This window comes from Chitinophagaceae bacterium (genome assembly GCA_030053935.1).
In the GTDB taxonomy this organism is placed as follows: domain Bacteria; phylum Bacteroidota; class Bacteroidia; order Cytophagales; family JASGCU01; genus JASGCU01.
On record JASGCU010000095.1, the window covers coordinates 1 to 9,158 of the forward strand.

General features: G+C 30.1%; 10 protein-coding genes. 7 read left to right on the top strand and 3 right to left on the bottom strand.

From position 1 onward, the window contains the following. The 3 genes from QM536_08555 to QM536_08565 all read left to right on the top strand — a co-directional run. Positions 1–263: T9SS type A sorting domain-containing protein (locus QM536_08555; GenBank protein ID MDI9357056.1), on the top strand; the 263-nt coding region annotated here is incomplete at its 5' end. Between the two features lie 485 nt (positions 264–748). Beyond that, the gene (locus tag QM536_08560) at positions 749–1,216 is read left to right on the top strand and encodes a hypothetical protein (GenBank protein MDI9357057.1); all 468 of its coding nucleotides are present in this window, start codon (positions 749–751) and stop codon (positions 1,214–1,216) included. A gap of 85 nt (positions 1,217–1,301) precedes the next feature. Continuing rightward, positions 1,302–1,988 (top strand): succinate dehydrogenase cytochrome b subunit, encoded by a 687-nt coding sequence (locus tag QM536_08565; protein ID MDI9357058.1) that lies wholly within the window; start codon positions 1,302–1,304, stop codon positions 1,986–1,988. A 10-nt stretch (positions 1,989–1,998) separates the two neighbouring features. Here QM536_08565 and QM536_08570 read toward each other — a convergent pair whose 3' ends face one another. The 3 genes from QM536_08570 to QM536_08580 are packed head-to-tail and all read right to left on the bottom strand — an operon-like array spanning position 1,999 to position 5,647. Beyond that, complete coding sequence (locus tag QM536_08570) at positions 1,999–2,892, bottom strand: MBL fold metallo-hydrolase (GenBank protein ID MDI9357059.1); 894 nt, start codon at positions 2,890–2,892, stop codon at positions 1,999–2,001. A 12-nt stretch (positions 2,893–2,904) separates the two neighbouring features. Next, the gene (locus QM536_08575; GenBank protein MDI9357060.1) at positions 2,905–4,125 is read right to left on the bottom strand and encodes a pyruvate dehydrogenase complex dihydrolipoamide acetyltransferase; all 1,221 of its coding nucleotides are present in this window, start codon (positions 4,123–4,125) and stop codon (positions 2,905–2,907) included. A gap of 49 nt (positions 4,126–4,174) precedes the next feature. Next, the gene (locus tag QM536_08580) at positions 4,175–5,647 is read right to left on the bottom strand and encodes a protein kinase (GenBank protein ID MDI9357061.1); all 1,473 of its coding nucleotides are present in this window, start codon (positions 5,645–5,647) and stop codon (positions 4,175–4,177) included. 368 nt (positions 5,648–6,015) lie between these two features. On the opposite strand from QM536_08580, the gene pgi reads away from it, so the two are divergent. From pgi to QM536_08600, 4 genes are all read left to right on the top strand, one after another. Further along, the gene (gene pgi, locus QM536_08585; GenBank protein MDI9357062.1) at positions 6,016–7,671 is read left to right on the top strand and encodes a glucose-6-phosphate isomerase; all 1,656 of its coding nucleotides are present in this window, start codon (positions 6,016–6,018) and stop codon (positions 7,669–7,671) included. 15 nt (positions 7,672–7,686) lie between these two features. Beyond that, positions 7,687–8,211, top strand: coding sequence for a DinB family protein (locus QM536_08590; protein ID MDI9357063.1), 525 nt, complete (start codon positions 7,687–7,689; stop codon positions 8,209–8,211). Between the two features lie 135 nt (positions 8,212–8,346). After that, positions 8,347–8,913, top strand: a complete 567-nt coding sequence (scpB, locus tag QM536_08595) for an SMC-Scp complex subunit ScpB (protein MDI9357064.1) — start codon at positions 8,347–8,349, stop codon at positions 8,911–8,913. A 9-nt stretch (positions 8,914–8,922) separates the two neighbouring features. Next, on the top strand, positions 8,923–9,158 hold a 236-nt coding region (locus tag QM536_08600), incomplete at its 3' end, for a hypothetical protein (GenBank protein MDI9357065.1).

The following is a 9,158-nucleotide window of genomic DNA, read 5'->3' on the forward strand; positions in this document are numbered from 1 at the left end:
CTTTTATAGAAACACCAAATACTCACATTCGTATTTTCCCAAACCCTGCCGATGACTACATTACCATTCAATGGGATAAAAGCCAAAAAGTCTCTTCCGTAAAAATATATGATGTAAAGGGAAATGAGGTATCTGATGGGGGATTGGGGATTGGATATGGGGTATCTATAGATATAAAAACCATGCCAAAGGGAGAATATATTGTGGTGGTATATGGGGAAAAAGGAGAGATTTTAAAGGCGGAAAAGGTGATTAAGAACTAATCATTCATAATTTATAGAGCAAATAACAAATTCTGAGGATATGAAACATCCATAAGACACACATCTAAAAAACTTTGACTTATTTTGCTTCTTAGAAATGCAATACAAGGTTCATTGAAAGAAATAAAAATCCAATGAAATGAAAGAGAAGTAGAAATTTCTCAAGGAATAACAGATTTTTCAATTGAATAAATAGAAAATACAAAAGAAACTACTACTACTTTGTTAAAAACTACTTATACCCCGTAGAAATAATTTTGATCTGGCTGAATGTAATTTTGATTCACCGTGGCATATCTTGAAAATCTTGATTAAAATTGTTTTTTATAAAAAAAATACTTTCACTTTTTTCATTTTTTTCATTTTTTATACTTATTTTAATGATGATATAATGAAACATTGAGAAAAGAGTGTAAATTGCTATGTATTAATTTTAGTATAAAGCAATAATTTAATTTTTTATAGTTATGACAAAGTGCAATTTTATGAAAAGAGTAGCTTTTATTATTTTTATAACAGTATTAGTAAGTGCTTGCACAAAAGAAGAAGTAGTTCCGAAAACCAAACAAGAATTAGTAGTAGGGAAATGGCAAATATCTTCTTTTATTATAGAATATGTTCCAAGTAATGGTATTACAACAAAAATTAACATATTAGTGGCTCAAGATTTTCAATCTTCTGCTCTTTGTATAAAAGACGACATCCTTACTTTAAAATCAGGTGGAGATGCGTTGATAGATTTTGGGAGTAATGCTTGTGGAAATACTTCAGGTGCTGATAGATGGGGAATAAGTAACGATGAAAAAAATATTGCCTCTGTTTATTTAAATTATCTTACATTAGAAGCATTTGAACAAGCTACCAGTTCTATACTATTACAAGATATAACCGAGAGTATGTTTGTAATATATCGAACAGGTATTATTACACCAGACGCAAGTACCCAAAAATAGTATATCCTGTTGCGGTTACTATACAATTTACCAAATTATAAATTCAATTTTTATATCAATAATAATTTAACAAACTAAACAATATATGAGTGGTTTTACACAAGCAATTCAAAGTAGCATATTAAGAAAAGTAGTGATGGCTCTCACGGGGTTGTTTTTGATACTTTTTTTAGTAGTGCATCTGTTAGGTAATTTACAGCTATTAATAGATGATGGGGGGAAAACTTTTAATCTTTATGCACATCTGATGGGAAATAATCCATTTATTCAGTTGGTTTCTAAGGGAAATTTTGCTTTTATTATTTTGCATGTGATATTTTCTCTTATCCTTACGAGGATGAATAGTAAGGCAAGACCTATTGGTTATAGGGTTTCGGGCGGGAATACAAATAGTACATTCGTTTCTCGCAACATGGGAATATTGGGAACTCTTATTCTTATCTTTCTCATAGTCCATCTGAAAGGATTTTGGTGGGAATTTAAATATGGGGATACTTTTAAAGAAACTATCACTATAGATGGTTCTACTATACCAAATTACTATTTACTTATACAAAATGCGTATAACGAGCTTTGGTATGTAATATTTTATGGAGTTTCTATGGTATTTTTGAGTTTTCATCTTTGGCATGGGTTTTCGAGTGCTTTTCAAACATTAGGTATAAATCATGAAAAATACACTCCTGCCGTTCAATTTATAGGGAAAGCATTTTCTATTATAGTTCCTTTTTTATTTGCTATAATTCCTATAGTAATGTATTTCAAAAGATAGATTTGATTTTTTAGAGAGATATTTTTTTCCAATACCGAGTAAGTCCAATAACAGTCATCCATGGCGGATTGGCAGCTTGGTATTGTTTTATTTGTTGCTCCGTTAACCCTTGTTTTCTGAACAAAGAAATGATATAGTTTTCAAAATCTGCGGTCATTGTTTTGGTATCTATATTTTTATTTAGAGCCATCTTTACCCATTCAGCGTATTCTACCAATGTTTTTTTGAGAGTTTCTGTATGAGCAAAAACATCTGTTACAATACCGTAATGGGTAAGATACAGTTCTTTGATAGGTAATTTTTGAATTATTTCTAAAGAATGTATCCAATCTTCTATATGTATATCAGGTGGAGGGCAAGGCGGAACAACCGCCCCATTTTCAATTTTTACTCCTGCTACATCACCTGTTATTAACTTATCTTCTACCTGCCACGCTATATGATGAATCGCATGTCCTGGTGTATGCCATCCTATTATTTTAGTATCCCCTAAAACAATTGCTTCCCCGTGTTCCATTTTTTGTAAATTTTTTACATCTATGGTATTCATCTTTCCCCATAGATGATCCATAGAATCTTGATAGATTCTTTTTGCTGAGTCCATAAGTTTAGTGGGGTCCGCAAGATGTTGCACACCTAAAGGATGGAGATATATAGTAGCACCTTTTTCTGCAAAGAACCAAGCTGCTCCTGCGTGGTCTAAATGAATATGGGTAATAAAAACATGTTGTATGTTTTCAATATTATGTCCATATATTTTGAGTTCTTTTTCTAGATGAGAAATAGTGGAATGAGGACCTGTTTCAAATAATACTGCACCAATGGATGTTTCTAATAAAAAAACACCTACGGTATGGGGTAACCCTAAAAAATGTAGGTCTAATATCTGAATCTTGTTTTTCATATTACTCAATTATTACAATAGAATTTTTATAGGGTCTTCTATAAGTTTTTTGAGTGTTGCTAAAAAAGTTGCTCCCATTGCTCCGTCAACTACTCTATGGTCGCAAGAAAGAGTGACTTTGAGCATATTTCCTATAACTATTTGCCCGTTTTTTATAATAGGGGTTTGTTTTATTCCTCCTACCGCAAGGATACAAGCATTTGGAGGATTTATAATAGCGGTAAATTCATCAATTCCAAACATTCCTAAGTTTGAGATAGAAAAAGTGCTTCCTTCCCAATCGGCTGGTTGTAGTTTTTTTTCTTTTGCTTTTTGCCCTAAGTCTTTTATTTCTGCAGATATTTGCGATAATGATTTTGTATTTGCAAATCGTACAATGGGAACAAGGAGTCCATCGGGTATAGCTACTGCTACACCTATATGAATGTGATGATTTTTTCTTATGGTATCCCCAAGCCATGCAGCATTTATGTCTTTGTGTTGACCTAATGCGGTGGCAGATGCTTTTACTATAATGTCGTTAAAAGATATTTTTATTGGAGAGTCAGCATTCAGAGAATTTCTTGCATCTATTGCTTTATCCATACATATTTCTATGGTAAGATAAAAATGTGGTGAAGTAGATTTACTTTCTGATAGTCTTTTTGCAATAGTTTTTCTCATAGAAGAATTAGCAACATCTTCAAAAGATTCTTGCAAATGAACATTTTGTGTTTCTTGTATTATACCAATGGGTTTTACGGTGAGCGATTGAGCAGAGAGAGTTTCTATGTCTCTTTTTATAATCCTTCCGTTGTCTCCCGAACCTTGTAGTTTTTGTATATCAATGTTTTTTTCTGTTGCAATTTTTCTTGCTATTGGAGATATTTTTATTCTTGATTCGGATTGAGTTGTTATTTTTTCAGAAACAAATGCTATTGTTTTTTCTACAAGTTTTTCATTTGATTTAGAAAAAGTATTGTCGTTGTTATTACTCAGTATTTTTGAAATATCTGTATCTTTTTCTCCAATGATTGCAATAATTCCATTTACGGCTATTGATTTGTTGGGTTCTACGATATAAAGTAATATCCCATCATCGTAAGATTCTAATTCCATAGTAGCTTTATCTGTTTCTACTTCTGCTAAAACATCTCCCGACTTTACTGTATCACCTACTTTTTTGAGCCATCGAGCAATAATACCTTCTTGCATGGTATCACTCATCTTTGGCATTCTTATTATTTCTGCCATTTTTTGATTTTTTATGTAAGATGTTTATATAATTATTTTTTGTGTGAATTTAAAATTTATTTTCTTTTTTTTTACGTATTCTTTCATGGAATGAGTTTTCGATCATCTCTTTATTGTTCCATATAAAAGGATATTCTGTTTTATTTAATAAATTATGTGAAACGTCTAAGAACTCCAAAGAAGGTATTGTAAAAAGAGAATCGGGAATGTTTCCGGTAAAAAAATTCCAAGAAATATCTATTTTCTGTATGTTATTAAGCAATGCCATCGCATCGGGGATAGTTCCCTTTATTTTATTTTCACTAAAGTTAATTACTTTAATATGTTTCAGATATTGAATAGATGGAGAGATTGTTCCGCTCATATTATTTCCAGAGAGTTCTAAACGCACTACTTTTCCATATACTCCTGTGGTCACCCCATACCATTCTTCAAGGGGGTTCTCGCTTTTCCACTTTGTATTGTTTATCCAAGTATCCCCATTCAAAGAATCATACAGATCCACTAATGTTTGTCTATCCGAATGTTTTTTATATCCTTTTATGATGTCTCCTAATAAAAACAAGAATACAATGGATAATACCATTATTGCAAAAGATATTATCCATTGTGAAAATATTGTGTTGTTATTTTGGGTAGCAAGTTCTGCTGCATCCGATGTATTACTATTCGTATCTGTGACACCATACAATACAGATTCATTTAATACAGATTCATCGTTTTTTTTAATGCTTTTGATAGTATGAATAATGTTTTTAGAGTGGTGTATGTCAAAGAGCATTCCTTCTCTTATAATGTGTTTTGTCTCTTCGGATATAAAATTATTATGAAATAACAGTTCATTATTTTGTTTGGTAATAATAGGAGGAGCTGTTCCTTCTACCATATAATATAAAACAGCACATAATGAATATTCATCTCTCTTTTTATAAGTATTTCTATAAATAATATAATGTTTCATGCTTTCTAATTTTGTAACATCATATGTAATGTTCGGTGGCAGAGAAGGAACAAGCTTAAAACCTGTTATAAATAACTCTCCCTTTGCATCTATAAAGATATTTTCGGGAGTAATGTTATTATGAAAATAATCATGCGTATGCAAACAATCTATGGTGTCTTTTATTTTGTGATAATACTTGAGTGCGTTAGATTGAGGTAGCACTATACGTTGTTTCACATATTCAAAGAGAGAAGTGCCTTCCATAAACTCTGAAACAATATATACTGTACCATTTTCTTGTAACGTATCTATAAGGTATGGGACATTTGGGATCGCTTGAAAAGAGTGTACCTTGGTTGCATTTTCAAAAAAGATATTTTTATGTTTTAGGAAAGTATCTTGACTTTCCAATACATTTTTTTCTATAGAAAACTCTTTTATGAAAACCTTTTTTTGAAAATACTTGGAATGAGTATCTAAAGAAGTTCCCTCATAACAAAAAAAATAATGACTTCTCAAGAGTATTTTTTCTATTATATACATTCCGTTTTTTAAAGAAGAACCAATTTTTAAGTTCAAAATATCCACTGTATTATTTGGTGTGATGTTTATATGTGTTACTTATATATATTTACAAATAAAAAAAATAAAAAAGTTTTCCCATCACATTATAAGACAAGGAGTATATTTTATTTTTATTAATTTTTTTTAAGGTGATGTAATATAAATAGTATTTTAATTCCTATTTCATTTTTGTTTTTTTTATGTGTTTTTAAAACGCCTTTACGCAAAAAAAATCATTTATTTTAACAAAAAAAAAACAAAAATTACTAATAAAGTATACTTTTTTGAAAACACTTGTATTATTAATTTCTATTTCTGTATCTTTTCTTTTTCATCAGAGAAGTGGTTCTCACAATTTATATTTTTCATTAAAAACTATCATTATGTTATCAAAAACAATCCCTATAAAACTTGAGGTTTGGGAAAAATTAAAAAAAAAAGCAAAAACTTTAAAAAAAACAAGTATAGTATCTTTATTTGACAAAGATAAGAACAGAGCTAAGGAATTTTCTATTCAATTTGAAGATATATTTTTTGATTTTTCTAAAAATTTAATAGATAAAGATACTTTGAATCATCTTTTAGAACTCTGTAAAGAATGTAAACTTCAGAATGCGAAAAAACAAATGTTTTCAGGCGAAGCCATTAACGAAACAGAACAACGTTCCGTGCTTCATACAGCTCTCAGAAACACGTCTCATATTCCTATAAAAGTAGATGGAAAAAATATAATGGATGATGTGAATCAAGCATTAGATTATATCAAGAATTTTAGTAAATTATTTCACGAAGGAAAAGTAAAAGGATATACAAATAAACCACTCAAATCCATTATTAATATAGGTATTGGCGGTTCTGACTTAGGACCTTATATGGTTACAGAATGTTTGAAGCCATATCAAAAGGCAGGTATAAAGATATTCTTTGTTTCCAATATAGATGGGAGTCATCTCACAGAAACTCTCAAATTGGTAAATCCTGAGGAAACACTTTTTATCATTGCTTCCAAAACCTTCACCACACAAGAGACAATGACAAACGCAGCTTCCGCAAAAAAATGGCTTTTGAGTTATTGTAAAGATGAATCATATATTAAAAATCATTTTATTGCCGTATCTACTAATCAAACAAAGGTAGTAGAATTTGGCATTAGCCCGAGCAATATGTTTACTTTTTGGGATTGGGTAGGAGGTAGGTATTCTCTCTGGTCATCTATTGGGATATCTATTGTTTTATCTATTGGGTTTGATAATTTTATAGAGCTTTTAAAGGGAGCGCATGCTATGGATAATCATTTTTTACATACTGAAGACGCACAGAATATGCCAACTATACTTGCTGTATTAGGTATTTGGTATAATAATTTTTTTGATGCGGAAACATCTGCTGTTTTGTGCTATGAACAAAATATGCATCGCTTTGCCCAATATCTTCAGCAATTAGACATGGAAAGTAATGGCAAAAATGTGAATAGAAAAGGAAAAAAAATATCCTACCAAACCGGACAAATTATTTGGGGGGAACCTGGAACCAACGGACAACACGCATTTTATCAACACATACATCAAGGAACAAAACTTATTCCATGTGATTTTATTGCTTTTGCTCAGGCGCATCATGATTTAGAAGAACATCATGAAATCTTACTGAGTAATTTTTTTGCCCAAAGTCAAGCTCTTATGATCGGTAAAGCAAAAAAAGAGGTACATCAAGAACTTGCTTTGCAAAACAAAAATATGGAGTACGTTTTAAAAGTACATCCTTATAAAGTATTCGATGGAAATAAACCTTCCAATTCTTTTTTGATTAAAAAATTGACACCATATAATTTAGGGGCTCTCATCGCTTTGTATGAACATAAAATATTTGTACAAGGCATTATATGGAATATATATAGTTTTGACCAATGGGGAGTAGAGTTAGGTAAAGAACTTGCGAACAAAATACTGCCATACCTTAAAAATGATGATTCTGTAAATTCACAAGATCCTTCTACCAATATACTTATAAATACTTATAAAAAAATGAAAAAAAAGTAATCAAGCTCTATTGCTATGGTACAAATAAAATGGTTTGAAAGAAAATTTGATTTTACATCAAAACAAAATACTTTTCCGTCAATAGTAGAAAGATTAATAGGAACACCCATACGCATAGAAGAAAAATGTAAAACACTGTCTTCTGACAATGCTACAAAAAGAATTCATAATACATGGTCTATTAAAGAAAATATAGGACACCTAGTTGATATGGAACCACTTTGGCAAGGAAGATTTGAAGATATAAAAAACAGTAGAGCACTGCGTACCGCAGATTTACAAAATACGAAAACAAATACAGCGAATCATAATAATACTCCTCTTGAGGATCTTTTTTATTCTTTTAGAACAATAAGAAAACAAACAATCCTTTTGTTAGAAAATATAGACGAGCATATTTTATATCAATCAGGCATTCATCCCCGTTTAAAAATACCCATGCGAACTATAGATTTATTTTTATTTGTAGCGGAGCATGACGACCACCATCTTTCGAGAATAACAGAAATAATAAAATTACAGCATAAAAAAGTAAAATAAGAAGATAATGTGTATTAAAAAAGGATATTCTTTTTATAAATAACAATTACAAAGGTTTTTTATGTAGATTACGTTATTTGTATTATAACAATGAAGAAGAAAAAATAAATAATTAAAACGCATAAAGAAAAATCTTTGGAATATTTTGTAAATCACGTAGAAGCACTTATTTTTGCATCTACTAATCCTATAACAGCAGAAGAAATAAAAAATGTACTGGAAGAAATGTTTTCTGTAAAAATAGCAGATTCAGATATTCATTTCTCTTTACAGGTATTAGAAGAAAAGTATAGAGATGAAAACTATGCAATGGAAGTTCTCAAAATAGGAGGAGGATATCAATTTCTTACTAAACTTTCGTATCAACAGAGTATAAAAATTTTTTTGAAGCAACAATCAAAAAAAAAATTATCTACCTCTACTTTAGAAACATTAGCAATTATTGCGTACAAACAACCCATAACAAAACAAGAAATAGAAAAAATAAGAGGAATGAATAGCGACTATACCGTACAAAAATTATTAGAAAAAGAATTAGTTATTATAAAAGGAAAATTGGATACTGTGGGGAAACCCTTAATATATGGAACAAGCACAAAATTTATGGATTATTTTGGAATTAATGATATAAATGAACTTCCAGCTCTCAAAGATTTTTTTAATACCGAAAATACATTATTAATAGAAGACAAACAAGAATAAATAAACAAAATGGATAAAAAGAAAGGGGGGGATAAAAAAAGATTTTCGGATGGTTTTACACACAAAAAAAACAATACAGAAAATAAAGAAGGGATAAAACAAACAAAATCAAAAAGAAATAGAAAAGATTTTTCAAATACAACTCCCGAAACAAAAAGATTTAAAAGGGTTTCTGATTACGGTAAAATAGATAAAACGGATAGCAATACAGCATTTCCTAAAAGAGAAAGAAGTTTTTCAAGGAA